Genomic DNA, 21,625 nt, shown 5'->3' with positions numbered 1-21,625 from the left:
CGAAGGCGGGCGGGGTTTCCCGCTCGCCTTCGTTCTTTCCGGTTTGCCCGATGAACGTCACCGAATACTACACGCGCGAACTGACCACGCGCGGCTATCAGTCCGATCCCGCGCAGCGCGCGGCCGTCGATCGCCTGCAGCGCTGTTTCGACGAATGGGTCGAATACAAGGCGCGCCGCTCGAACGCTTTCAAGAAGCTCATCAATCATCCGGATCTTCCGCGCGGCGTCTACATGTGGGGCGGTGTCGGTCGCGGCAAGAGCTTCCTGATGGACAGCTTCTACGCAGTCGTACCCGTGCAGCGCAAGACGCGCCTGCATTTCCACGAATTCATGCGCGAAGTGCACCGCGAGCTCGAGGAGCTGAAAGGGCAGGCCGATCCGCTCGACGAACTCGCGCGACGCATCGCGAAGCGTTACCGGCTGATCTGTTTCGACGAGTTTCACGTGTCGGACATCGCCGACGCGATGATCCTGTACCGCCTGCTCGATCGCCTGTTCAACAACGGCGTGCAGTTCGTGATGACGTCGAATTACGATCCCGACGATCTGTATCCGGACGGTCTGCATCGCGACCGCATGCTGCCGGCGATCGCGCTGATCAAGGAAAAGCTCGACGTGCTCAACGTCGATGCGGGGGTCGACTATCGCCAGCGCACGCTCGCGCAGGTGAAGATGTATCACACGCCGCTCGGCGCGGAGGCCGATCGCGAACTGCGCCATGCATTCGGCAAGCTCGCGGCGGTGCCCGACGAGAGCCCCATCCTGCATATCGAGAAACGCGAACTGAAGGCGCTGCGCAAGGCGGACGGCGTCGTGTGGTTCGATTTCGCGACGCTGTGCGGCGGCCCGCGTTCGCAGAACGACTACCTGGAACTGGCGAGCCGCTTCCATGCGATCGTGCTGTCCGAGGTGCCGCAGATGTCGCCGCGGATGGCATCCGAAGCGCGCCGCTTCACGTGGCTCATCGACGTGCTGTACGACCACAAGGTCAAGCTGCTGATGTCCGCTGCGGTGCCGGCCGAGGAGTTGTACGTCGAAGGCCCGATGGCCAACGAATTCGCGCGTACGGTCTCGCGCATCGTCGAGATGCAGTCGAAGGAGTATCTCGAAACGCCGCGCCGCATCGTCGATACGTCGTTGACCTGAGCGGATGGTGAGCTTGGTAATTGGCGGGATTTAAACGTCAATTTCGGTTAAATTCTGCCGATCTCCGGGTATTTTCGGATTTGTCTTATATTCATCGTTGAGGTGAGCCGATATTGTGGTGTCATGGTTATTAAGGCTGGAGATGTCCATGACCCCGTATCGCGATTTGACCGACCACGAATGGCGCTGCGTCGCGCCGCTTCTGCCCGAAATGCAACCGCGCACCGAGTTGCGCGGCCGGCCGTTAGCCAATACGCGGGCCGTGCTGAACGGCGTGCTCTGGGTGATCTACAGTGGCGCAACATGGTCGGCCATGCCGCGCCGTTACCCGTCGTATCAAACATGCCATCGCCGCTTCAAGGTGTGGCACGAAACGGGTACGCTGATGAACGTGATGCGTGAGCTTTATGGCGACGCCGGCATGAATCTGTGCAATGAACTGTCCGCGCGGATGCGCAAGCACACGCAATCGAAGGCGGCGGAGGCGCGTAGCAACGCAGCGCCCGCGTATCGTGCACCGGGTAGCTATGCAGCGGATGCGATGAAGCACGCGGCGTGATGCCGTCGCGTTTCGTTGTGCGCGCACCAAAAGAAATCGGCCTGGCGACGTCGTCGCAGGCCGATTTTTTCATTGAGCCGCGCGTTTCGGCGCGTACGGCGTTATTGCTGGCGAACCCAGGTCTGCGAACGACCGAGCAGCGACACGCCGATGTAGCCGCGCACCACGAGCTTCTGACCGCCGTCTTCGAGCGTCATCTTGCACTTGTAGACCTTGCCGTTCTCCGGGTCGAGAATGTTGCCGCCGTCCCAGTGGTCGCCGTCCTTCTTCATCGCCTTGATGATCGTCATGCCCTTGATGAGCTGATCCTTGCGCTCGTCCGTGCACGCGGTGCAGCGGCGATCGGGCGTATCGTTCGCGCCGAGGCCCTTGACGACCTTGCCCGTCAGCGAGCCGTCGCCATCTTCGGCGATCTGTACGAGTGCCTTCGGTTGATGGGTGTTGTCGTCGATCGTCTGCCACATGCCGATAGGGCTATCGGCTTGCGCGAACGTGGGGGCTGCGCACGCGAGCAGGGCGCCGGCAATGGCGATTGCACGCAACGGGCGGGTCAGTTGAATCATTGTCATCCTCCTTGTTTTGCATGTCTGTTCGATTCGCCCGCACGACCGTCTGCATGGGGCGGGCATGTTGCGAGCTTCGCCAGAATACGTGAAACCGCGCGCCACGTTTGATAGAGGGGACTCTAATCGAAACAGCCCGCGTGACGCGGGCTGTTTCGTGACTTGGGTGACCGATCAGTTGAGCTGATAGGAGAACGCCGCATTGATTCGTGGGCTGCGCGATGCGCTTTCGACCGGTGCGTCGCCCACCGGTTTGGCGACGTTCAGGTCGAGACTGTAGTAACGGCTGTCCGTGAGCCGCACGCCGATGCCGACCGACGACATGCGGTTCGGCGACGGCGTGCCCGAGTGCAGATACACGCGCGCCATGTCGTATGCGATGTACGGCGTGATCGATTTCAGATACGTCCAGCCCGGCGTGAAGCCGCGGTTGACCTCCAGCGACATCCCCCAGCCCGAGTCGCCCGATGTCTCGCCCGGCTGGTAGCCGAGCGCGTAACGGGTCGAGCCGAACGAGATCTGTTCGGACGTCGGCAGCGAGTCGGGACTGTATTGCCCGGTCAGCGAGACCGACGTGCCGATCCGGAACGGCCATTCGTTCGTCTGCGTGAAGGTCGCGCCGGTGCGCACGAAGGTCAGCGAGATCGGGCTGTCCACCGAGGTCGTGGTCGTGCCGACGGTGATGTCCTGCGCTTTCGATGCGCCGAGGATGTTGAAGCCTTTCGCGACGTTAACGCTCAGCTTCTGTACCTGTTTCGGCTGGACGCTCGTGTAGTCGAGCTGCATCTGCAGCACGCGGACCTGCGAGCGCGTATCGAGACTCGCACCGTTGATCTGGTTCTGGTAGCGGTCCTCGTTGTGCGACGCATAGCCCGACACGGTGCCGAGCAGGCTGCGCTGGTTGTTCAACAGCAACGGATAGGAAGCCGAAAGACCGAGTTTTTCGTTCTTCACCGTACGTTCGACGTACGACGGCAACCCGGGGTTGTCGGTCGGCTTGCCGCGATACGTGCTGGCGTCGAGGCGCGTGATCAGGCCGCTGCTGCCGACGGGCACCGCGCCGCTGAACGCGAAATAGGTTTGCTTGTCGCGTCCCGGCGGCGCGAGCGCCGAGATGCTCAACTGCTCGCCGAACCGCGTCAGGCCGTTTTCGGTCGCGGTGATGAGGCCCTGCACGCCGGGGTGGTTGAAGTCGATACCCGTGCTGACGTTGAACGGCTTGCGATCGACCGCGAGCTCGAGCGTCGTCGCGCCGTCGGTGGTCTGCGGCGGCGGGACATTCGCCTTCACCGTGAGGCCGGGCAGCAGGCCGAACGTGTTCACGTAACGCTCGAACGTCGCGCGGCGCAGCGGGCGATCGGCCGTGATGTGCGCGGCAATCGCGCGAATCTTCGGTTCCATCGCGCCGGGCTTGCCGGTGACCTTGACGTCCGACACATAGCCTTCGACCACCGTGATGCGCACGACGCCGTTCTCGAACGTTTGCGCGGGGACGAACGCGAACGACAGCGCGTAGCCGCGTTCCTGGTACAGCGTCGTCACGCCGTTGGCGGTTTCGATCAGTTCGCCGATCGTGATGTCCTTGCCGACGAGCGGTGTGAAGCGGCGCGTGATTTCTTCGAACGGTATCGACTTCACGCCTTCGACCTGGAACGTCTTCGGCGTCAGGTGCCGCGACAGCAGCTCCTGCAATTGCGGCGCCTGCGGCGCGACCTGCACGGTGACGTTCGGGCCCGTCTTCGGCGCGTTGATCTGGGGAAGGGAGTCGAGCGGGTTACCGCCGACGCGCGTTTGTGCCTGTGCCGTACCTGCTGCCGCGATGGCGAGCAGCATCATCCATCTGTCGAGTCTGGATTTCATTGTTCTTCCTCGTAGGCCTTGCTTTTCGTCTTCTTTGTAATGCCGGCGCGCGACACCGGGGTGTCGCGCGCCGCGTGCCGCAATGCCGGTTGTGTTTGTACGGCCGCGCCATTCGCTCCGGCTGCGATGACGCGACCGTCCTCCTTACTTGCCAACGCTACCCAGCGTACCCAGCAACCCCGTGACCGGTGCCAGCAGGCCCGTCGAACCGCTGCTCGACGATGCCGTACCCGACACGCTGCCGACCAGCGACGTGACCGGCGCGAGCGGGCTCGCCCCCCCGGACCCTGCCGCACCGCCAACTGCTCCGGTGACAGTATTCAGCAAACCGGTGACGGGCGCGAGAGGGTTTGCACTGCCTGCGCCACCTGTGGCGCCGCCGAGCGTGCCCGTGACCGTCGACACGAGATTCGTGACGGGTGCGAGCGGGCCGCTGCTGCCGCCTGCTGCGCCACCCAGTGCGCCGGTCACCGTGGAGACCAGGCCGGTCACCGGCGCGAGCGGGCCGCTGCCCGAGCCGCCTGCTGCGCCGCCGAGCGCGCCCGTGAGCGAGCCGAGCGGCGTCGAGCCCAGACCCGACAACAAGCCGCCGAGCGGGTTCGTCGAACCGGAACCTGACGACGAGCCGTTCTGGACGGTTGCCGTCGAGCCGCCGACGAGGCTCGTGATCAGGCCGGGGATCGGCGCCGCGCCATTCGGGCCGTTCGGATTGACGAGGCCGCCCGCGTTGGTCACGGTGTTGCCGACTGCCGTTACGAGCTGGCCGACGTCGCCGACGAGCGGCTGGCTCGACGTGCCGCCGACCTGCTTGCCGGCCGAGCTGATCGCGCCGCCGATCTGGCCGAGCAGGCCCGAGACGGGTTGGCCGAGGCCGGTCGTCGTGCCGACCTGCTGCGTGACCTGGCCGGCGGTGATCACGAGCGGCGTGATCGCCGAGCTGATCGGTTGCGTGACCTGCTGCACGGCGCCCGACGACAGCGTCGAGCCGATCGTCGTGCCGGCGGCCGTCAGGCCGTTGGCGACCGTGTCGAGCACGGTGCCGACCGGCGTCGTGACCGGCGCGAGCGGCGCCAGCGGGCCCGTGCCCAGCGCCTTGACCGTCGAGCTCAGGCCGGACACCGTGTTGCTGGTCGCACCGACGACGTTGCCGAGACCGGCCACCGTGGTGCCGACCGGGTCCTTGGTCGAGCCGATCTGTCCCAGCCCGTTGCTCACCGCATCGGCTGCCGCACCGACGATCGTGCCGGTGCTGGATAGCGTGCTGCCGATACCCTTCGGCACGCCGTCGCCGAGGCCCGGCAGGCTGATGTTGCCGACCGTGCTGCCGAGGTCGGTGGCCGTCTGGCCGACCGTGCTGATGACGCCCTTGGTGCCGGTCGACGAACCGCTGGTGCCGCTCGTCCCGGACGTGCCGCTCGTGCTCGGGTTGTTGTTGTCGTTGCTGCTGGTCGGCGGCGAGCTGACGCCGCCACCGCCGCAGGCGGCCAGCAGGCACGCCGCGGCGAAGGCGGTGAGGGGTGCGCGCCAATGGCGCAGGGCGACCGTCGGGAGGGAACGTTGCTGGGACATGATGGACTCCTCGCTGTCTTTTCGATGAATGGATGTCGGATTACTTGCCGTGCGTGCCGCCGAGCAGGCCGCCGATCAGCGACGTGACGGGCGCCAGCGGATTCGACGACGAACCCGAATTCGTGACGGCACCCGTGCCGCCGCTCAGTGCCGGCACGCCCACCGTGCTCGTGACCGTGGAGACGACGTTCGTCACCGGGGCGAGCGGGCTGCCGCCGCCTGCGCCAGCCGTCGCGCCGCCGAGGGCGCCCGTGACTGCGCCGAGAAGACCGGTGACGGGCGCCAGAGGATTTGCGCTGCCTGCGCCACCCGTTGCGCCGCCGAGTGCGCCCGTGACCGTCGACACGAGACCCGTGACCGGCGCGAGCGGACCGCCGCTGCCACCTGCTGCGCCGCCGAGTGCACCCGTGACCGTCGAGACGAGACCGGTGACCGGCGCGAGCGGGCCGCCGCTGCCACCTGCTGCGCCGCCGAGCGCACCCGTGACCGTCGAGACGAGACCGGTGACCGGCGCGAGCGGGCCGCCGCTGCCGCCGGCTGCGCCGCCGAGTGCACCCGTGACCGTCGAGACGAGACCGGTGACCGGCGCGAGCGGGCCGCCGCTGCCGCCGGCTGCGCCGCCGAGCGCGCCCGTGACCGTCGAGACGAGACCCGTGACCGGGGCGAGCGGGCCGCTGCCGCCACCCGTTGCGCCGCCGAGTGCGCCGGTCACCGTCGACACGAGACCCGTGAGCGGGGCGAGCGGGTTGGTCACGCCGCCGGTGCCGCCCGTGAGCAGGCCGCCGACGGCCTTGACGGTGTTGCCCGTCGACGAGACGGTGTTGCCGAGGCCCGTGGTGACCGGGTTGCCGCCCGTCGATGCGAGCAGGGCGCCAGCCTGGTTCAGACCGTTGCCAACCGTGCCGAGCAGCGTGTTGACCGGCGCGCCGAGGCCGGTTGCGGTGCCGATCGTCTGGGTCGTCTGGCCGACCATGGTCGTGATCGGCGTAATGGCCGAGCTGACCGTCTGCGTGACCTGCTGGATCGGGCCGGTCGACAGCACGTTGGTGAGCGCGGTGCCGCCGTTCGACACGGCACCGCCGAGCGTCGTGACGAGGCCGCCGACCGCGCCCGTGACCGGTGCGAGCGGTGACAGCGGGCCGCTGCCGAGGCTCGTGACCAGGTTGCCCGTTTGCGTGACTGCGCCGCCGAGCTGATTCACCACGCCGCCGGTGCTGGCGACCGTGGTGCCGACCGGATCCTTCGTCGCGCCAAGCTGGCCGAGCCCGCTGCCGAGGCCGTTGCCGAGTGCGGTAACCGCGCCGCCGACGCTTTGCACGATGCCGCCCGCGGCTTGCGTGGTGGCCGGATTGACGCCCGGCAGCGTCTGGCTGCCGATGACGGAGCCGAGGCCGGAGACGGTGTCGCCGGCATTCGTGATGATGTTGCTGCCTTGTGCGAGGACATTTCCCACCGGGTTCGCCGATACACCGGAGGTGCCGGACGTACCGCTCGTGCCCGAGGTTCCGCTGGTGCCGGACGTACCGCTCGTGCCCGAGGTTCCGCTGGTGCCGGACGTGCCGCTCGTGCCTGAGGTTCCGCTGGTGCCGGACGTACCGCTCGTACCCGAGGTGCCGCTGGAGCCGTTGCCGCCCGACGTGGAGATCGTATCGCCGCCGCCGGAGCTCGAGCCGCCGCCGCCGAGACCCTGGCTGATGGAGCCGGAGCCGCCGCACGCGGAGAGGGAAAGCATGGCTGCAACGGTGGCCGCGATCAGAGTCGTCCGGAACACGCCATGAGGGATAACCTTAATGTCCATTTCGTCCTCGCATTAAAAATGTGTTGTGAACTGCGTTGTGTTGAGTGGTGCGAGGACTACTCTGCAACTGTCGTGCCATTTCGAGGCTCGACGGTTCGACAACCGGTTTTAAACGAGGCAATTCCTTGTCGGAAAAGGAAGTTCCGGAAATTGAAAGATTGTTGAATCTGTTTAAGTGCAGATGAATGAGAACGGTTTCGGCCGTTTCGTAACGTAACGTCACAACATTGGCGTTACGCGTGCGGCGTAACGTGGGGCCCGCGCAGGCTTGGTGGACGAGGCAATTGTTTTACTGGTGGATTAGGTGTGCACATCTAACCTATCGTAAATCCTATGTGTAAGTCGTACCGAAACGCCGTACAAATACGTTGTGCTCCTGGTCATTTTTTTCCGTCAGAGTGGTTAAAAGAGGTTGGAACTTAAATAGGATCGGATATAGAATCCGGAGCAGATGTAAGGAAATGTACGGTTCGGTACACTACGTTCGAGGAGGAGCGCTATCGCGAATGTTAACTTGCATCAAATCGTGAGCAAGGCCCTTCGGGGCGACCTATAAAGAAAGCGCACCCGGTTGTCGTTACAGCAGATGTGGCGAACGGTTGGGGCAAACGGCCAGATATGCGGGGACGTATACGTATAAAAGGCCAGAAAACGTAAATACAGGCACGAGGAATAAAATGAAAGCAATCATCAAGCGTTTCCTTAAGGAAGAAGACGGGGTTACCGCAGTCGAGTACGGACTCATCGCGGGACTTATCGCAGTCGCTCTCGTCAGTGCGATGAGCACGTTGACGGGCGGCATCTCGGGGGCGTTCACCTACATCGCGAACCAGCTGCCGAAGGCATAACGAACGAGCTTTTGCTCATTTCCCTGTTGTTAGGGGCGCGGGTTGCTTCGGCAACCCGCGCGGTAAGTTTTGCCGTTCGGGGCGTAAATGATCCTGCTAACTGGCGTCGGGGTTTTCCTCGCGTGGGCGGTGCTCGTCGCGCTCGAGGACATCCGTCATAGGCGTATACCGAATTCACTGGTGATCGGTGGATTCGTATCTGCATTTGTGCTCGCCGGGCATAATCCATTCGGCATATCCGTGAATCAGGCGCTCATTGGCGCACTGGTCGGCTTTCTCAGTCTTTTCCCGTTTTTTGTGCTGCGCGTAATGGGTGCCGCGGATGTCAAGGTATTCGCGGTGCTGGGCGCGTGGTGCGGCCCGTATGCGTTGCTGTGGCTCTGGATCATTGCGAGCCTGCTGGCATTCGCGCATGCCGGCACGCTGGTCTTCGCCACCCGTACGCCGGTGTCGGCGTTGTGGCAGCGGCGTTCCCCGACGATGCAGATTGCCGGTTTCCGCGCGTCGCCGTATGCCGCGTTTCTCGTGATCCCGGCGGCGCTGTGGTGCCTGTACCGGATCGCGGTGGGGGGGATGCAATGAAGGCGGCCCGGCCGGTATCCGGCATGCGGCGCCGCGAGCGCGGCGCAACCGCGATCGAATTTGCACTGATGTTGCCGGTGTTCTTCCTGATCCTGTACGCGATCATCACGTACGGGATGATCTTCGCGGCTCAGCAAAACCTGACGCTTGCCGCCACGGAAGGCGCTCGCGCCGCGTTGAACTATCAGCAGGTCGGCGCGGCCGCGTCGGTGCAGGCGGCCCAGCAAGCCGCGCTGGCGGCGCGGGCCCAAGCCGCATGCACGGCCGCGACGAACCTGACCACTTGGCTGAAAGGGTCGACATGTTCGCCCACACAGCAAGGCAACTGTTCGTATGACCCGACAATGTTGTGCGTGCAGATCACGCTGACCTACCCCTACTCGCAGAGCCCGCTGATTCCGTCGTTCCCGCTGCTCGGTTCGCTGTTGCCGGTGCCGTCGACACTCACCGGCACCGCGATGGTCCAGATCAGCCCGGTCAACATCATATAGACGGCAGCGACGGCGTCGTGCCGGGTCGAGGGCGCCCGGTTGGCACGTTGTGCGGAGAATTCAATCGTGAGTAGCGGGGAAACATAACAACACCATGGCCAACAACCTGACGAAGATCATTGCGGGCTTGCTGATCGCGATCGCGATCCTGCTCGGCGTCTATGCATGGATGCTCGGTCGCAAGCCGGGCGACGTCGCGCCGGTTGCCGCGACGGTCGCGACGCAGAGCGTGCCGGTCGTCGTGACGACGCGGCCGTTGCAAGCCGGCCAGCCGATTCCGGCCGATGCGCTGAAGGTCCAGCAGTCGACCGCTGCGCCGCAGGGGGCGTTCGCCGATCCGCTGCAGCTGGTCGGCCGCACGCCGGCTGCCGACATTCCGGCGCAGGCGGCCGTCGTCGCGAGCGCCTTGTCGTCCGGCCTCGCCGAGCAGATCGCGCCGGGAGAACGCGCCGTCGCGATCAAGGTCGACGAGACCAACGCGGTCGGCAACCGCGTGCGGCCCGGCAACTATGTCGACGTGTTCCTGAACCTGAAGCGCGACGGGACCGGCGTGGCGATCGGCGGGACGTCGACGGCCGAGATCGTCAATACCCAGGCGCGGCTGCTGATGTCGAAAGTCCGCGTGCTGTCGTTCGGCGATGCAACGACCGAGCGGGACAGTTCGAACGGCTCGGTGGTCGGGACGCGGACCGCGGTGCTGGCCGTGCCGACCGCGCAGGTCGACGCGCTGACGCTCGCAGAGCAGAGCGGTCGGCTCGTGCTCGCGCTGCGTAACCCACGCGACGACGATGTCGCGACGCAAACCGTCGCGGTTCGTGTCGGCGACGACAAGAGTCCGTCGACGCTTGCCGCGGCGGGCGTGGTGCTGGGCGAGTTGTCGAAGAGCGCGACGACGGCGGCGCCGGCCCCGCGTGCGGTGCCGCGGGTGGTCGCGCGGCATCCGAGCGGCGGCAGCATCGAAGTGATTCGGGGTGGGCGGACCGAAACGGTCGCCTATTGAGCGGGACGACGACGGCAAAACAATGAAAAAGAAACTGATTGGTTTGGCTATTGCATTGAGCGCGCTGGCGATGCCGCCGCTGTCGGACGCGGCCGACACGAGCGGCACGATCAGCCTTGCGATCGGCGCGCAGCGGCAGATTGCGACGGGGCGGGCGCTGCAGCGGGTCGCGGTCGGTGACCCGTCGGTGGCCGACGTGCTCGTCGTGAAGGGCGGGCGTGGCGGCGTGCTGCTGGTGGCGAAGAATGCCGGCGCGACGAACGTGATGATCTGGGAGCGCGGCCATGATGAGCCGACCGTCTACAACGTGAACGTCACGAGCGGTGCGGCGCGGGCACTGCTCGACGGCGCGTCGCCGAGCGTGAACACGTATGGCGGCACGACGGTGATCGGCGGTGCGGCCGGAACGCTCGACGGGCATCAGCGGGCGGTCCATGCGGCGAAGACGGTCGGCGGCAAGGACGGGACGACGCTCGATGCGTCGACGATCTCCGGCAAGAGCGTCGTGCAGGTCGACGTGCGGGTCGTCGAATTCAGCCGTTCGGTGCTGAAGCAGGCGGGCCTGAACTTCTTCAAGCAGAGCAACGGCTTTTCGTTCGGCGCGTTCGCGCCGACGGGGCTGACCTCGATTTCCGGTACGCCGGGCGGTTCGCTCACGTACAACACGAGCGTACCGATCTCGTCGGCGTTCAACCTCGTCGTCAATTCGGTGTCGCGCGGATTGTTCGCTGACCTGTCGATTCTCGAGGCGAACAACCTGGCGCGCGTGCTCGCGCAGCCGACGCTCGTCGCGTTGTCCGGCCAAAGCGCGAACTTCCTCGCTGGCGGCGAAATCCCGGTGCCGGTGCCGCAATCGCTCGGCACGATCTCGATCGAATGGAAACCCTACGGCGTCGGGCTGACGGTCACGCCGACCGTGCTGAGCCCGCGGCGAATCGCGTTGAAGGTCGCGCCCGAGTCGAGCCAGCTCGACTTCGTGCATTCGATCACGATCAACAGCGTGCAGGTGCCGGCGCTGACGACGCGGCGCGCGGACACGACGGTCGAGCTCGGCGACGGCGAAAGCTTCGTGATCGGCGGCCTGATCGACCGCGAAACCACGTCCAACGTCAACAAGGTGCCGTTCCTGGGCGACCTGCCCATCATCGGCGCGTTTTTCAAGAATCTGAGCTACCAGCAGAACGACAAGGAGCTCGTGATCATCGTGACGCCGCATCTCGTTGCACCGATTGCGCAGGGTGCGCCGCTGCCGGCGACGCCGGGCGAGCTGTCCGAGCAGCGCGACGGTCCGGTGTGGCGTTCGTACCTGGGCGGCATGGCATCGCCGGACGCGGGGCCGGGGTTCTCGAAATGAGCGCGCCGAATCGTTACCGGACCGCGCAGGCCGTCGCGCACGACGCGATGCCTTGCTTCATTGTGAGTATCCAAGATGAACGCGAGAACCTATTCTTTGGCTGAGCCCGCCGTCACCGACCACTTCGTCTGCGCCACCTCGGTCGCGGAGCATGTGCACTGGCTGTCGCAATCGCTGGTGTCCGCCGGCGCCGTCGAAGGGGTGCCGCTCGACGGCGCCGCGTTGTCGCAGCGTATCGGCGTGTTGAATCCGGCACTGGTCTTCATCGATTTTTCCGGTGATTGCGCGGCTGCGAGCACGGTGGTCGCCGCGATACGCGTCGCGCATCCGGGCGTGCCGGTCGTCGCGCTGGGCTCGCTCGCGCAACCGGAAGGCGCACTCGCCGCGCTGCGCGCGGGGGTGCGCGATTTCGTCGATTTCTCCGCACCGGCGGACGAGGCGCTGCGGATCACGCGCGTGTTGCTCGACAACGTCGGCGAGCCGGCGAATCGCCACGGGAAGGTCACCGCGTTGCTCGGCGCGCGTGCCGGGATGGGCGTGAGCACGCTCGCCGCGAACCTGTCGGTACTGATGCAGCGGCGGCCGGCCGATCCCGCCCGCACGGCGGCGCTGCTCGATCTCGGGCTGCCGGCCGGTGACGGCGCGTTGTTCCTGAATACGCGTTGCGAATTCCATTTCGTCGAGGCCGTGCGCAACCTGCGCCGGATCGACCGTACGTTCGTGACGACCGCGCTCGCGCGCCATTCGAGCGGCGTCGCTCTGACGACGCTGCCGCCGAATCTCGCCGAGCTGCGGGATGTGGCGACGGCGTCGTGCGCGGCATTGCTGAACCGGCTGCGGGCGTTCTTCGATCACCAGATCGTCGATCTCGGCGGCTTCCCGAATCGCGAATTCATTGCGCAGGTCGTGAACCTGGCGGACGAAGCATGGCTGGTTTGCGACCAGGGCGTGGCGTCGGTCGTGTCGGCGGTCGAGATGCTGGACGGGTTACGCGAGGCAGGTGCCGCGACCGACCGGATCCGGCTCGTCGTCAATCAGTTCGACGCCGAGCTCGGGCTGCTGCCCGCACAGATCGCCGAGCGGCTGGAACTGTCGCTGCTCGCGACGTTGCCGTCGCGGCGCGTGTCGATCGGGCATGCCGCGAACCAGGGCAAGCTGATCGCCGAGGTCGCGGAACGCGACCCGTACGTCCGTGCGCTCGGGCCGCTGGTCGAGCGCCTTGCGGGCGCGCCGGCGCCGGGTGCGACGCAGCGTGCGGCCGGCGGCCTCTCGGCGCTCAGGCGCATCATTCAATCCTCAACGAAGCGGTCGTAAGCGATGGCACACGACATTCAATTTGCCGACGGCGCAGCGCCGTTCTCGCAAACGCAACAGTTCCACGACATCAAGAATGCCGCGCACGAGCATCTGCTCACGCGGATCGAGGAACTGGGCGCCGAATTCGGCCGTTGGTCGCGACAGGCGATCAACCAGTTCGTCGATCTCGAAATCGACAGCTTCGTGCGGCTGCGGCGCATCCCGCTCAACGAGAGCGAGGTGCGTGCGGTGGCCGAGGCGCTGACGAAGGAGCTCGCCGGCTTCGGACCGATCGAGGACCTGTTGGCGGACCCGCACGTCGAGGACATCCTGATCAACGGCTACAACGACATCTACGTGTCGCGCCACGGGATCCTGTCGAAGCTGCCGATCCGTTTTACCGACAACGCGCATCTGCTGCGGATCGTGCGACGGATTCTGGCCCCGGTCGGCCGGCGGCTCGACGAATCGAACCCGATGGTCGACGCGCGGCTGCCCGACGGCGGGCGGGTCAACGTCGTGATCGAACCGTTGTCGATCGACGGCCCGGTCGTGTCGATCCGGAAGTTCCGCAAGGACCCGCTGAAGCCCGAGGACCTGCTGGGCAACGGCACCTACAACGAGGAAATCGGCCGGCTGCTCGAGGCGGCGGTCGACGCGCGCTGCAACGTGCTCGTGTCGGGCGGCACCAGTTCGGGCAAGACATCGCTGCTGAACGCGCTGGCGTTCCACATCCCGATGGCGGAACGCGTCGTGACGATCGAGGATACGGCCGAACTGTCGCTGAATCACCCGCACGTCGTGCGGCTCGAAAGCCGTCCCGGCGGGTTCGACGGCAGCGGCGTCGTGACGATTCGCGACCTGCTGCGAAACACGCTGCGGATGCGGCCGGACCGGATCATCGTCGGCGAAGTGCGCGGCGGCGAAGTGCTCGAAATGCTGCAGGCGATGAATACCGGCCACGATGGATCGATGGGTACCGTGCACGCCAGCTCGCCGCGCGAATGTTTGTACCGGCTCGAGATGCTGGCCGGCTTCGCCGGTTTTCAGGGTACCGAAGCAAGCCTGCGGCGGCAGATCGCCAACGCGATCGACTTCATCGTGCAGATCGGCCGGCTGTCCAACGGCCGCCGCCGCATCCTGTCGATCACCGAAGTCACCGGCATGTCGGACAACATCGTATCGACGCAGGAGCTGTATCGCTACGAGGCGCGGGTCACGCCGGAGGGCGAAGAAATCGATCATTGGGAGTCGCTCGGCATTCATCCGCATTCGCCGAAGCTCGCACGTTTCCGCAGCACGCTGGTGTCGTCCGGCGGCGGTGGCGGCGGGTTCGGTGGCAGCTTCGGGCGAGGCGGGGGCTTCAATGTCTAGCGCCACCTTGCTCGCGCTGATGTTCGCGTTGATTTGCGCGGCGGCCGGGTTGCTGCTGTGGCGCGGAAGCCAGGTGCGGGAAGGGCGCGCGCATACGCAGCGGTTCTTTGACAGCCGCGTGGGACAGGGCGCGCGTTCCGCCGCCCCGGCGGCCGATACGCGCGCCGCACGTGCCCCGGCGGCCGGTACGCCGAACGGGCAGGCGTCCGAACACGGGATCGCGCGCTGGCGCGCGTCGGCGCTCGGCGCGTGGACCGTGCTGTCCGACCGCGCGGGCCTCGATGAAGTACGCACCGGCCTCGTGCTGGCGCTGGCGGTCGTCGTGCTGCTCGCGCTGTGGGCCGGCATGGCCGGCGGCGTGCTCGCCGCGGTGGCCGCGCTCGTCGCGGGCAGTGTGCTCGTCGTGCTGTGGATCACGTCGCGCATTAGCCGGCGCCGCCTGAAGATCGTCCGTCAGTTGCCGTCGTTTCTCGACGGGATCGTGCGGCTCGTGACGCTCGGCAACAGCGTGCCGGCGGCGTTCCAGTCTGCGCTGCAGACGGCCGAGATGCCGCTGCGCCGCTGCCTCGACGACGTGTCGCAGATGCTGCGCTCCGGTGTCGAGATCGATCGCGCGATGCTGCACATCGCGCATACCTATCGCATCCGCGAATTCGAACTGGTCGGCGCGGTGTTGCGGTTGTCGGTCCGCTACGGCGGGCGGGCGGACGTGATGCTCGACCGGATGTCGACCTTCATGCGCGATCTCGAGCAGGCGGAACGCGAACTGTCCGCGATGTCGGCCGAGACCCGGCTGTCCGCGTGGGTACTGGCACTGTTGCCGATCGCAGTCGGCAGCTTCGTCATCGCCACGAGTCCGCGCTATTTCACGGCGATGTGGGGCGACGATAACGGACGCCAGCTGATTTACCTGGCGTTCGCGTTGCAGGCGATCGGTGGTTTCTGGTTGTACCGGCTCGCGCGGCTGAGGTGAATCGATGGATGCAAACCGTTTAGGCGCACTTGCGCTGGTGCTCGGATCGGTCGGCGTGCTGCTGCTTGCCGCGCTCGCGATCGTTCGCATCGTGCTCGTGCAGCGTGCCGAGCGCGCGCTGGTGAATGCGCTCGATCGCCGGACCGCGGCAGTGGAAGCGGCCGCCGCACGCGCCGGTGCCGCCGAACCTGCGCGCGACGCGGTGGCGCCTGCCGCGCCGCGCGTGCGTTTCGCAGGGCTGCGCGCACGCTTCGAAGACGTCGGGATGCGCTGGCTCGAGACCGGCTTCAGCCGATATCTGATCGCCGACGAAGATCGTCAGTTGCTTGAACAGTGCGGTTTCGTCGACGTGCGCGCGCGAGCGCTGTTCGTCGGCGCGCGCATCGTCTGCGCGATCCTGCTGCCGGCGCTTGCCGTGCTGGTCCTGATCGGTCGCGGACAGCAGACGCGCTGGCCGCTGTGGATCTCCGTCGCGCTCGTGACCGGCTACATGCTGCCGAAAATCTACGTGCGGCGCCGCGCCACTGCTCGCCGGCAAAGCATTGCGGCCGAATTGCCGCTGCTCGTCGACATGTTGCGGCTGCTGCAGGGCGTCGGCCTGTCGCTCGACCAGAGCATCCAGGTCGTCACGCACGATTTCCAGACGATGCTGCCCGTGCTGTCGTGGGAACTCGGCGTTGCACAGCGGCAGTTCGCGGCCGGTCGTACGCGCGAACAGTCGCTGCAACGCCTCACGAACAGTTTCGACAACGAGGACCTGCGCGCGATCGTGCGCTTGCTGATTCAGGTCGACAAGCATGGCGGTGCGGTGCAGGAGCCGCTGAAACAATTCGGTGACCGTCTGCGTGAAGGGCGTCGCGCGACGCTGCGCGAGCAGATCGGCCGCCTGACGGTGAAGATGACCGGCGTGATGATCGTCACGCTGTTGCCGGCACTGTTGATAGTGACGGCGGGGCCCGGGATCATGACCGTGCTGGCCGCGCTCGCCGCGATTCACCGTTGATGCGGCACGAAGGGAAGGAGCGACAGAAGATGAATCGATTGGGTTGGGTTCGCACGATCGCAGGCGCGACGGCATGCGCGTTGCTGGCCAGCGGGTGCGCGATGTTCAAGGAATCCGGATACGGCGTCGGCGCGCAGGCCGAACGCGGCGCGCTGATGCAGGCCGCGGCCGACAAGAATGCGCCGCCCGATACGCCAGGCATGTATCTGGGCCTGATCGAGCGGATGCAGGGGCAGGGACTGTATTTCGCGTCGTTGGCGCACATCGATCAGTACGAGAAGCAATATGGCGCGTCGCCGGACACGATCCTGCTGCGCGCCGACGCGTTGCGCGCGACCGGCCAGTACGACGCCGGCGTGGCCGCCTATACCAAGTTGCTGACGACGCCGCTCGCGGCGCGCGGCTATCGCGGGCTGGGGCTGACCGCCGGCGCCCGCGGCGATTTTGCGCTGGCCACGCAGCAGCTCGAACAGGCGACGGTGCTTGCGCCGACCGATGCGGCGACGTTGTCCGACCTCGCGTATTCGAAGATGCGCGAAGGCGATCTGGCGGGGGCACGCGTGCCGCTGCTGAAGGCGGCCGAACTCGAGCAGAAGAACCCGAAGATCCTCAGCAACTTCGTGCTGTACCTGCTCGCGACGGGCCATGCGAAGGACGCGCGGCGGCTGATGGATCAGCAGAAGCTGTCGCCCGCGGTGCGCGGCCAGATTCGTGACGACGAGACGAAGGTCGCGGCCGCGATGCGTGCGAAGCAGCGCGCCATTGCACGTGCGCCGGCCAGTGTGTCCGTGCCGTCGGTGGCGAGCAGCGACAATTTCGATCTTGCCGTGCCGCTGCTGCAGCGTTTCGCGCGATAACGACGATATTCACGGAGGCCATCATGTTTCACCTTTCCTCAATCCGCGTGCGGGCCGTGGGCATCGCGTTCGTGTGCTCGCTGGGCGCGGGCGTCGCGCACGCGCAAAGCGACACGCCGGCGTCCGAAATCGGTCATGCGACCACCGCGCTGCTCGACCTGCAGCGCTCGAATCGCTCGGCCGCCACGCCGCAACCGATCGACGGCGCGGCGGGTACGTATGCGTATCAGCGCTATATCGACTCGTTCAAGACGCCGATTCCGCAGTGGTTCGGCACGATGTCGGCGTCGGGCGGTGGCAGTAGCGGTGGCGGCGGCAGCGGCGGGCTGTCCGGCGGCGATCTCGCGCGCTGACGGAGCAGCACGGTGACTACCCGACACAGTGGCGGCACGATCCGCCGCGCGTCACGACAGCGCGGCGCGTTCTCGGTGATGGCGATCGTCGCGACGCTGATCGCCATCACGACGCTTGGCGCCATTGGCGTCGGTAATCTCTTTTACCAGCGTCGGGACGTGCAGCGCATTGCCGACATGGCCGCGCTCGCGGCCGTGCAGCGGATGGACGATGCCTGTTCGCAGCCGACTGCCACCGCGACCAGCAATGCGCAGTCCAACGGTCTCAATGCGTCGAACGGCGACACGATCAACATTGAATGTGGCCGCTGGGATACGTCCGTCAACCCGGCACCCAGCTACTACGCTGCCGCGGCAGCCGGAACCACGCAATTGAACGCCGCCAAGGTGGTCGTCACGCGTCAGGTGCCGTTCTTCTTCGTCGGACCGCCGCAGACGGTGTCCGCGGTATCAACCGCGCGTTCGACGAACATCGATACGTTCTCGGTCGGTGCAACCCTGGCCGCGCTCGGCGGCGTCGGCTGCTCGGGCGGATCCGCACCGACGTCCGGCAATCCGGGGCTCGTCAACGGACTGATCGGCGGGTTGCTCGGCGCCAACCTGAACCTGAACATCGGGTCATACCAAGCGCTTGCCTGCACCAACGTGACGGTCGGCGATCTCGTCGTGGCGGCGGGCGTCGGCACGGTCGATCAACTGCTCGCGCTGAAGCTCACGTTGCCGCAACTGATCCAGTTGATGGTGAAGGCGGCCACCCAGACGTCCGTCGTGAACGCAAGCCTGCAGGCGAGCCTCGCCACGCTGCAGGCGATCCTGAACGCCAACATTCCGGGAACGTCGATCGGTCTCGGCGGCGCGGGCGGGTTGCTGAACGTCGCGCTCGCGGATACGCAGGCGGCCCTCAATGCGCAGGTGGACCTGCTCGACCTCCTGATGGTCGGCGCGGAGATCGCGGCAACGGGCAAGCCGGCGGTCACGGTCAATGTGCCGTCGCTGAATCTCGGCGGGCTGACGGGAACGCAACTGCAGGTGCAGATCATCAGCCCGCCGTCGATCGGCGTTGGCGAGGGCGGGATCGATCCGGCAACGGGAACGTGGCGCACGAAGGCGTCGACGGCTGCGGTGGGTGTGTATCTGAATGTCGCTCTCGGCACCGCGCAGTTGCCGATAGTCGGGCCGTTGCTGAATGCGATCGCATCGATCGATGTCAAGCTTCCGATTTACCTGCAAGCCGGCACCGGTACCGCATGGCTGAATTCGACGCAATGTGCGTCCACGCAGGAGGCGAGTACCGTCGCCATTACGGCGCAACCGGGCGTGGCCAATCTGTGCATCGGCCAGCCGCCACTCGATGCATCGGGCAAGATCAGCCTGTCGTCGAATTACAGTTGTTCGTCGCCGGCGCAGATCATCAACGCGAACGCGGTGCTTGGGGCTGTTCGGGTGACGGCCTCTATGTCCAACGTATCTGTCCAAGTGCAGGGCGCTTCCCAATCGCATACGTTCAATGGCGTGCCGGGAATCGATGCGAACTACTGGACCGTGAATTCGAATGCACTCGGCTCAGCGCTCAGTTCGGCGCTGGCTCAACTCGCGGCTGCGACGATCACTGTCAACCTTACCTTGCTCGACCTGACCCCTTTGCCGATACCGTCTTCCTTCGTATCGACGCTGCTCGGTTTTCTGACCAGTCTGCTCAGCCCACTCCTGTCGAGCCTCGACGCAGTCCTCGTTCCGCTGCTGAATCTGCTCGGCGTCCAGGTCGGCGCGGCGACGGTCCACCAGATCTCGCTCAATTGCGGGGTCGCCCAAACGGTTTACTGAAGAAGCAGATCAGATGAGAAATACGCCCGCAATCGAAGAGCTCGACCTGTACGTCTGGGAAGGCAAGGCGGACATCGTCGACCGCGTCGCCCGGTGCATGGCGAGCTTCGACGTCGAAGTGATCCGCGCCGACAACGCGGCGGTCTCGCCCGAGCGCGCCGCGTTGCGGCGCTCGCTGGCGATCATCAGCGTGACGATGATCGAAGGCGGCGCGGCATTCCTGCGCGACTGGCAGGCCAACATCGGCATGCCGGTGGTCTGGGTCGGCGCGGCGCGCGACCACGACGCGTCGCAGTATCCGCCCGAGTATTCGCATATCCTGCCGCTCGACTTCACGTGCGCCGAACTGCGCGGCATGATCGGCAAGCTCGTCACGCAACTGCGTGCGCACGCAGCCGAGACGTTGCAGCCGTCGGAACTCGTCGCGCACTCCGAATCGATGCAGGCGCTGCTGCACGAAGTCGATACGTTCGCCGACTGCGACACCAACGTGCTGCTGCACGGCGAAACCGGCGTCGGCAAGGAGCGCATCGCGCAACTGCTGCACGAAAAGCATTCACGCTACCGGCACGGCGAATTCGTGCCGGTGAACTGCGGCGCGATTCCGGACGGCCTGTTCGAATCGCTGTTCTTCGGCCATGCGAAAGGGTCGTTCACGGGCGCGGTTGTTGCGCATAAAGGCTATTTCGAGCAGGCGGCCGGCGGCACGCTGTTCCTCGACGAAGTCGGCGATCTGCCGCTGTACCAGCAAGTCAAGCTGCTGCGCGTGCTCGAGGACGGCGCGGTGCTGCGCGTCGGCGCGACGGCGCCGGTCAAGGTCGATTTCCGTCTGGTCGCGGCAAGCAACAAGAAGCTGCCGCAGCTCGTGAAGGAGGGACTGTTCCGCGCCGATCTCTACTACCGGCTCGCGGTGATCGAGCTGAGCATTCCGTCGCTGGAAGAGCGCGGTGCGGTCGACAAGATCGCGCTGTTCAAGTCGTTCGTCGCCCAGGTGGTGGGCGAGGAGCGGCTCGCCGAGTTGTCCGACCTGCCGTACTGGCTCACGGATTCGGTCGCGGACAGCTATTTCCCCGGCAACGTGCGCGAGCTGCGCAACCTCGCCGAGCGCGTCGGCGTGACGGTGCGACAGACGGGCGGCTGGGATGCCGCGCGACTGCAGCGACTGATCGCGCACGCGCGCAGCGCGGCCCAGCCGGTGCCGGCAGAGAGTGCGGCCGAGGTGTTCGTCGATCGCAGCAAGTGGGACATGAACGAGCGCAACCGCGTGATCGCGGCGCTCGACGCAAACGGTTGGCGGCGTCAGGACACGGCCCAGCAGCTCGGCATCAGCCGCAAGGTGTTGTGGGAAAAAATGCGCAAATATCAGATCTTCGACGAAGAGCCCGAGACCCGCGAAAGCGAGTAATTAATGAGATAAAATCGCGGTGAATTACAACGACTCGGGCGGGAATAAAACTTCATGAGCCATATGACGGGGTTGGGGCGGGTGAGCGTAATGCTCGCCCTGGTGGGAGGCATGCAAGGCGCATTCGCGCAGGGGCTGGCAGGCGGCGATCCGTCGGCGGTGCAGCAGGCATCGGCGCCGGTGGCCGCGATTCCGGTGATCGATTCGCAGGCGCAGACGTCGGTGCAGCCGCAGGCCGGCGAGACGACGGGACCGAGCACGGTCGACGATTTGCAGCGCCAGATCCAGGCGCACTCGCTGACGGAAATGCGCACGAGCTACAACGGCAGCTACGGCGCCAGCCTGCTGTTCAACGTCAAGGACGGTGCGTATTTCGTCGCGTTGTTCCAGCAAAAGGCGTTCTGGCGCGTGATCAAGACTTACGACGAAACGCGCGCGGAAGCGATCTATCGCGATTTCTCGCATCAGGCGGAGCGGCTGGCCGTCAACGAACTGCGGGCGGCGAAGCTGGAATCGCAGAAGGCGCAAATGGACAAGCAGATCGAAGTCACGCAGGACCGCGCGCGGCGTCTGCAGGCGGACATCTCGATCGCCCGCCAGCAGCAGGCGGCGGTGGCGGATCGCCAGAAGAGCGTGCGGAGCGAAACGGCGGCGTTGCAGGCGCAACAGGCGCAGCTCCAGTCGCAATTGCGGGCGTTGCAGCAGCAGGTGCGTTCGCTGCAGCGCGAGGCCGACGCGGGCCTGCCGACGACGGCACGCTGAATTCGG

General features: G+C 66.0%; 20 protein-coding genes. 16 read left to right on the top strand and 4 right to left on the bottom strand.

What is annotated here, in order from left to right; all coding sequences use genetic code 11:
- Positions 1-50 precede the first annotated feature (50 nt).
- Complete coding sequence (gene zapE, locus H0X91_RS11840) at positions 51-1,148, top strand: cell division protein ZapE (protein ID WP_012492563.1); 1,098 nt, start codon at positions 51-53, stop codon at positions 1,146-1,148.
- 148 nt (positions 1,149-1,296) lie between these two features.
- On the top strand, positions 1,297-1,707 hold the full coding sequence (locus tag H0X91_RS11835; RefSeq protein ID WP_006483499.1) for a transposase: 411 nt from the start codon (positions 1,297-1,299) through the stop codon (positions 1,705-1,707).
- A gap of 101 nt (positions 1,708-1,808) precedes the next feature.
- Here H0X91_RS11835 and H0X91_RS11830 read toward each other — a convergent pair whose 3' ends face one another.
- The 4 genes from H0X91_RS11830 to H0X91_RS11815 form a co-directional block, all read right to left on the bottom strand.
- A complete protein-coding gene (locus H0X91_RS11830) occupies positions 1,809-2,270 on the bottom strand; it encodes a DUF2147 domain-containing protein (protein ID WP_006483501.1) in 462 nt (153 codons plus the stop codon).
- Between the two features lie 174 nt (positions 2,271-2,444).
- The gene (locus H0X91_RS11825; protein ID WP_006495336.1) at positions 2,445-4,130 is read right to left on the bottom strand and encodes a ShlB/FhaC/HecB family hemolysin secretion/activation protein; all 1,686 of its coding nucleotides are present in this window, start codon (positions 4,128-4,130) and stop codon (positions 2,445-2,447) included.
- Positions 4,131-4,274: 144 nt separating this feature from the next.
- Positions 4,275-5,699, bottom strand: coding sequence for a collagen-like triple helix repeat-containing protein (locus H0X91_RS11820; protein ID WP_034200652.1), 1,425 nt, complete (start codon positions 5,697-5,699; stop codon positions 4,275-4,277).
- A gap of 40 nt (positions 5,700-5,739) precedes the next feature.
- Entirely contained in the window at positions 5,740-7,497 is a 1,758-nt protein-coding gene (locus tag H0X91_RS11815) for a collagen-like triple helix repeat-containing protein (RefSeq protein ID WP_062910736.1), read from the bottom strand.
- A gap of 677 nt (positions 7,498-8,174) precedes the next feature.
- Here H0X91_RS11815 and H0X91_RS11810 point away from each other — a divergent pair.
- The 14 genes from H0X91_RS11810 to H0X91_RS11745 all read left to right on the top strand — a co-directional run bounded on the left by H0X91_RS11810 (position 8,175) and on the right by H0X91_RS11745 (position 21,619).
- Positions 8,175-8,345, top strand: coding sequence for a Flp family type IVb pilin (locus H0X91_RS11810; protein ID WP_006483497.1), 171 nt, complete (start codon positions 8,175-8,177; stop codon positions 8,343-8,345).
- A gap of 87 nt (positions 8,346-8,432) precedes the next feature.
- Entirely contained in the window at positions 8,433-8,927 is a 495-nt protein-coding gene (locus H0X91_RS11805; protein WP_006483488.1) for an A24 family peptidase, read from the top strand.
- Entirely contained in the window at positions 8,924-9,418 is a 495-nt protein-coding gene (locus H0X91_RS11800) for a TadE/TadG family type IV pilus assembly protein (protein ID WP_006483477.1), read from the top strand. Before H0X91_RS11805 ends, H0X91_RS11800 begins: the two co-directional genes overlap by 4 nt.
- Positions 9,419-9,512: 94 nt before the next feature.
- Positions 9,513-10,418: a Flp pilus assembly protein CpaB gene (gene cpaB / locus H0X91_RS11795; protein ID WP_034200650.1), complete on the top strand. Its 906-nt coding sequence runs from the start codon at positions 9,513-9,515 to the stop codon at positions 10,416-10,418.
- A 22-nt stretch (positions 10,419-10,440) separates the two neighbouring features.
- Positions 10,441-11,772, top strand: coding sequence for a type II and III secretion system protein family protein (locus H0X91_RS11790; RefSeq protein WP_196433049.1), 1,332 nt, complete (start codon positions 10,441-10,443; stop codon positions 11,770-11,772).
- Positions 11,773-11,847: 75 nt separating this feature from the next.
- Positions 11,848-13,086 (top strand): fimbrial protein, encoded by a 1,239-nt coding sequence (locus H0X91_RS11785; protein WP_006483491.1) that lies wholly within the window; start codon positions 11,848-11,850, stop codon positions 13,084-13,086.
- A 3-nt stretch (positions 13,087-13,089) separates the two neighbouring features.
- Positions 13,090-14,442 carry a CpaF family protein gene (locus H0X91_RS11780; RefSeq protein ID WP_006495330.1) on the top strand — a complete coding sequence of 451 codons (1,353 nt, stop codon included), beginning with the start codon at positions 13,090-13,092 and terminating at the stop codon, positions 14,440-14,442.
- Positions 14,435-15,415 carry a type II secretion system F family protein gene (locus H0X91_RS11775; RefSeq protein ID WP_034200648.1) on the top strand — a complete coding sequence of 327 codons (981 nt, stop codon included), beginning with the start codon at positions 14,435-14,437 and terminating at the stop codon, positions 15,413-15,415. The genes H0X91_RS11780 and H0X91_RS11775 overlap by 8 nt, the downstream gene beginning before the upstream one ends.
- Positions 15,416-15,419: 4 nt before the next feature.
- The gene (locus H0X91_RS11770) at positions 15,420-16,418 is read left to right on the top strand and encodes a type II secretion system F family protein (protein ID WP_006483478.1); all 999 of its coding nucleotides are present in this window, start codon (positions 15,420-15,422) and stop codon (positions 16,416-16,418) included.
- Positions 16,419-16,447: 29 nt separating this feature from the next.
- Positions 16,448-17,275: a pilus assembly protein gene (locus tag H0X91_RS11765; protein ID WP_034200647.1), complete on the top strand. Its 828-nt coding sequence runs from the start codon at positions 16,448-16,450 to the stop codon at positions 17,273-17,275.
- A gap of 23 nt (positions 17,276-17,298) precedes the next feature.
- Complete coding sequence (locus tag H0X91_RS11760) at positions 17,299-17,628, top strand: DUF3613 domain-containing protein (RefSeq protein ID WP_006483481.1); 330 nt, start codon at positions 17,299-17,301, stop codon at positions 17,626-17,628.
- A 12-nt stretch (positions 17,629-17,640) separates the two neighbouring features.
- Positions 17,641-19,452, top strand: a complete 1,812-nt coding sequence (locus H0X91_RS11755; RefSeq protein ID WP_006495326.1) for a TadG family pilus assembly protein — start codon at positions 17,641-17,643, stop codon at positions 19,450-19,452.
- Positions 19,453-19,465: 13 nt separating this feature from the next.
- Positions 19,466-20,857 (top strand): sigma 54-interacting transcriptional regulator, encoded by a 1,392-nt coding sequence (locus H0X91_RS11750; protein ID WP_006483492.1) that lies wholly within the window; start codon positions 19,466-19,468, stop codon positions 20,855-20,857.
- A 54-nt stretch (positions 20,858-20,911) separates the two neighbouring features.
- Positions 20,912-21,619 (top strand): DUF2968 domain-containing protein, encoded by a 708-nt coding sequence (locus H0X91_RS11745; RefSeq protein ID WP_034178628.1) that lies wholly within the window; start codon positions 20,912-20,914, stop codon positions 21,617-21,619.
- Positions 21,620-21,625: the final 6 nt, after the last annotated feature.

The sequence above is a fragment of the Burkholderia sp. 9777_1386 genome (assembly GCF_015712265.1).
GTDB classification, from domain to species: domain Bacteria; phylum Pseudomonadota; class Gammaproteobacteria; order Burkholderiales; family Burkholderiaceae; genus Burkholderia; species Burkholderia cenocepacia.
This window is presented reverse-complemented; position numbering and strand designations above follow the sequence as displayed.

Coding starts and splice junctions, on each gene's coding strand:
- zapE (WP_012492563.1), top strand. CDS start 51: ATGAACGTCACCGAATACTACACGCGCGAACTGACCACGCGCGGCTAT.
- H0X91_RS11835 (WP_006483499.1), top strand. CDS start 1,297: ATGACCCCGTATCGCGATTTGACCGACCACGAATGGCGCTGCGTCGCG.
- H0X91_RS11830 (WP_006483501.1), bottom strand. CDS start 2,270: ATGATTCAACTGACCCGCCCGTTGCGTGCAATCGCCATTGCCGGCGCC.
- H0X91_RS11825 (WP_006495336.1), bottom strand. CDS start 4,130: ATGAAATCCAGACTCGACAGATGGATGATGCTGCTCGCCATCGCGGCA.
- H0X91_RS11820 (WP_034200652.1), bottom strand. CDS start 5,699: ATGTCCCAGCAACGTTCCCTCCCGACGGTCGCCCTGCGCCATTGGCGC.
- H0X91_RS11815 (WP_062910736.1), bottom strand. CDS start 7,497: ATGGACATTAAGGTTATCCCTCATGGCGTGTTCCGGACGACTCTGATC.
- H0X91_RS11810 (WP_006483497.1), top strand. CDS start 8,175: ATGAAAGCAATCATCAAGCGTTTCCTTAAGGAAGAAGACGGGGTTACC.
- H0X91_RS11805 (WP_006483488.1), top strand. CDS start 8,433: ATGATCCTGCTAACTGGCGTCGGGGTTTTCCTCGCGTGGGCGGTGCTC.
- H0X91_RS11800 (WP_006483477.1), top strand. CDS start 8,924: ATGAAGGCGGCCCGGCCGGTATCCGGCATGCGGCGCCGCGAGCGCGGC.
- cpaB (WP_034200650.1), top strand. CDS start 9,513: ATGGCCAACAACCTGACGAAGATCATTGCGGGCTTGCTGATCGCGATC.
- H0X91_RS11790 (WP_196433049.1), top strand. CDS start 10,441: ATGAAAAAGAAACTGATTGGTTTGGCTATTGCATTGAGCGCGCTGGCG.
- H0X91_RS11785 (WP_006483491.1), top strand. CDS start 11,848: ATGAACGCGAGAACCTATTCTTTGGCTGAGCCCGCCGTCACCGACCAC.
- H0X91_RS11780 (WP_006495330.1), top strand. CDS start 13,090: ATGGCACACGACATTCAATTTGCCGACGGCGCAGCGCCGTTCTCGCAA.
- H0X91_RS11775 (WP_034200648.1), top strand. CDS start 14,435: ATGTCTAGCGCCACCTTGCTCGCGCTGATGTTCGCGTTGATTTGCGCG.
- H0X91_RS11770 (WP_006483478.1), top strand. CDS start 15,420: ATGGATGCAAACCGTTTAGGCGCACTTGCGCTGGTGCTCGGATCGGTC.
- H0X91_RS11765 (WP_034200647.1), top strand. CDS start 16,448: ATGAATCGATTGGGTTGGGTTCGCACGATCGCAGGCGCGACGGCATGC.
- H0X91_RS11760 (WP_006483481.1), top strand. CDS start 17,299: ATGTTTCACCTTTCCTCAATCCGCGTGCGGGCCGTGGGCATCGCGTTC.
- H0X91_RS11750 (WP_006483492.1), top strand. CDS start 19,466: ATGAGAAATACGCCCGCAATCGAAGAGCTCGACCTGTACGTCTGGGAA.
- H0X91_RS11745 (WP_034178628.1), top strand. CDS start 20,912: ATGAGCCATATGACGGGGTTGGGGCGGGTGAGCGTAATGCTCGCCCTG.